The sequence below is a fragment of the Kluyvera sp. genome, assembly GCF_047971185.1.
GTDB lineage: Bacteria > Pseudomonadota > Gammaproteobacteria > Enterobacterales > Enterobacteriaceae > Kluyvera.
The window spans coordinates 1-3,406 of the sequence record NZ_JBKDZH010000148.1; the positions used below are offsets into that span (position 1 = coordinate 1).

General features: G+C 44.7%; 1 pseudogene. It reads left to right on the forward strand.

Going from position 1 to position 3,406, the window contains the following annotated elements:
• Positions 1-813: 813 nt before the first annotated feature.
• A pseudogene (locus ACK5JN_RS24250) lies at positions 814-1,479 on the forward strand (RNA-directed DNA polymerase).
• Positions 1,480-3,406: the final 1,927 nt, after the last annotated feature.

The following is a 3,406-nucleotide window of genomic DNA, read 5'->3' on the forward strand; positions in this document are numbered from 1 at the left end:
AAGGCATGCCCAAGGCTCCAGGGCCTTGAAAGCGCTTATCTGCCATTCTGGGCCTCTACAACTGCTCCACACCATTCATATGCACTTCTGCACCACTACCACCTACTTTCACTTTCAGTTCTCTTATACACCGATCCATGTATTTATTAAAGAGCCAAGGTGACATGACACACCCTTTCTCACTGCCACACTAATCCTAAACTCTTTCTCCCTCTACTGTGTACTGATACACATGGCACTAGCCTCTTTGTTTTTTAATAAACAACTTCCTGTGCCATAAAGTTTTGGAACATCCCACAGAGCTTCCCTGTCCACCCTATCATAAGCTTTTTCCAGATTTTTTTTGTATTCTCATTTTTAATATAAAAATTGTTTGATCAGGGGTCTGAATTCTTCACTATTCCTGGTTTTCCTTTGCATTCCATTATTGTAGATGACCCATGACAGTTGCATAAGTCAGGTGAGAAAAAAATGGTGGGGCAATGACTATGATGAGAGAAACATGACCAGCACATACGATAATTTCATTTTGCTGTCAAGTAAGCCACAGTATGGTGTAATTGTTGAGTTTCCTGACTGTTTGTGTTTTATTATCATGCCCCTGGGATTCATGGTATAACAGCAGAAATGCTGAAGTATATAGGAGATATAGTTGTGGAGAGGATGCTGTGGATATGTAATCTAGCATGGAAGCAGAGTGAGGTGCCGGAAGACTGGAGAAAAGCCATCATTGTGCCACTGTACAAAGGAAGAGGGATTAGGGATGATTGTAACAGCTATAGGGGAATAAGTTGACTCAGTGTGCCAGGAAAGGTGTATGGAAGGGTTTTAAATGAGAGGATGATGAAAATAACGAATGAAAGTGTAGGTGATGAACAAGGGGGCTTTAGGAAGGGGAGGGGGTGCGTGGATCAGGTTTTTGCACTGAAAATGATGGTTGAAAAGTACCTGGAGAAGGATAGGAAGCTGTTTGCTGCTTTCATGGACTTGTATAAGGCATATGACAGGGTTGACAGGAAGGGTTTATGGGATGTCTTTAGGATATATGGGGTGGGAAGGTAATTACTTGAAGGGATAAGATTTTTTTTTTACTAGGATGCGAGTGCCTCTGTGCCTGTGAATGGGGAGTTGAGTGAGAGTTTCAGTGTTGGTGTCGGTGTGAGACAGGGGTGTGTGATATTACCATGGCTTTTTAATATTTATATGGATGGGTGTATGAGAGAGATGAAAGTCAGTGTGGGAGATCCGGGTGCTAGACTGAATGTGAGAGATGTAGAGCAGTCTTTGGTGGCAGGGCTGTTCGCAGATGACACAGTGTTGTTTGCTGAAAATGAGAGGATGCTACAGAGGATTGTGGATGAATTTGACAGGGTCTGCAGAAGGAGAAAGTTGAAAGTAAATGCAGGCAGGAGTAAAGTAATGGTTTTTGAGAGGGCGAGAGAGCAGACTATTGATTTTAGCAAAGCCATACTGAGTTAGGGCAGAGAGCAAGACAGTGTAAGATCTAGTTGGGGAGGAAGAGGATGAAGGAAATGACTGAATTGAAGTACTTGGGGTCAGTTATGTGTAAGCATGGGAGCATGGAGGGAGAGGTAAGGGAGAGCAGTGAAGGGTAGGCAGGTTATAGGTGCATTGGAGAGAGTTATGAACGGGAGAAGTATAAGCATGGAGGTAAAAAAGAGTATAAGGAACAGTATCATCCTCCCAACTCTCATATGCAGCAGAGACATGGACATGGAATGTAGGACAGCAATCACGAATATGTGCGGTTATAATGAGTTACTTAAGAGATGCGTGAGGTATGTCAGGGTGGGATGCAGAAAGTAATGAAGACATATATAGGAGATGTGGTGTGGGTGCAACAGCAGAGGGAGTGGAGTGTGGAGTGGTTGTATGGGTGAAGGGTGGTACACTGAGATGGTATGGACATTTGAAGAGAATGAGAGAGGATGACTTGGTGAAGAGAGGGTATGAGGGCAAGATTGAGGGAGGGGGTGTCAGGGGGAGACCACCCGTGAAATGGATAAATAGAGTGGATGAGTATTGGAGAGAGAGAGTGGGGAGGTGAGGAATGGAATGTACTGAGAGAGAGTGCCTGAATAGGGAGAGCTGGAGACGCTTGTACTGTGGCCACCCCCTTGTGGTAAGTTCCCGTGGGGGGACAGGGCGTTGGAGATGTAGATAGATAGAAATAATGTATATCTTTATTTAGACAGCAGTTCATCTTTATATCCCCCTTCAGTTTTGTAGAGTGTTTTTCCTGATACCAGCACTAATTGCAAGGGTGTGTACAAATTGGCAAGCACAGCCTACAATTCATTAAGTAGCTAGTTTTCCTCTCTGGGTCATTGGAGGGGAATTGGTGGGACAAGAGTAGGGGTGTGAAACAAAACAAGGAAAAAGACACTCAGATTCTTTACCTCAAGAAGGTAGAGCAAGAATCTTTATTTGCCTAATGCGCCCAAAGAGAGCTTTTCTGTTCGCTCTGAAACACAGGAGAAATTGATGTATATTTTGGGGAGAAGTGCAGTATGGCAGGACGAGGATTTGAACCCGCTCGCCCACATGACCAATGGAGACGGGAAGGCCACTGCCGTACCAAGTGAGCCAAAGTGGCGTCCCCTTGGCCCAGAGGTATTTTGGGGCCTTTCCACATCTGACTGGTCACTACCAGCTTTCCTCCCTATTGTAGCTCAATTTCTGTGTTTCGAAACTTTACTTGAGTTCCTCTTCTAACCGTCTGCTCTGGTAGTATACACCTCTGAGAGAAAGACGGACCATCCAGACACCCTATGGATCCAAGGGTGCAACCCGACTACCACTACCACAGGAGCCAGGATAACACCGCTGCAACACACCTCTAATGTGCCCAACAGGAGCTTCATTGCTCATTCGAAAACACAGGAGAAATTGATCTTTATTTTTGGGAGAAATGCAAAGAGGTGGGGTGAGGATTTGAACCTGCTTGCCCATGTGACCAGTGGAGACAGGAAGGCCATTGCTTTACTGAGTGAGCCAAAGAGATGTCCCCTTGGCCCAGAGGTATTTTGGGGCCTTTCTGCATCTGACCTTTCACTACATTTGTAACTTGAATTTTCTAGAGGCAGTGTGTCTCTCATATCACACACAAATGTAGTCTAGGGAAAACTTGCAGAATTTAAGAAAAATGTGTTTTCTGTCAAGCAGCGTACCCCAAGTCACATGCATTCACTGGTTTGCTTGAGTGGAAACTAAAGTTATTTTGACATTTTACAGCTATGGTGAAGTGTGCTGAATCTTCTCCATTGTCAAAGCACCTTATTGTATAAGTCAGGGGTGGGGAACGTCCGGCCTCCGTGCCATATAGTGCCTGCAAGACCATTTGATCAGGCCCGCGAGGCAATTCATAAATGCAGTTTCATAAACT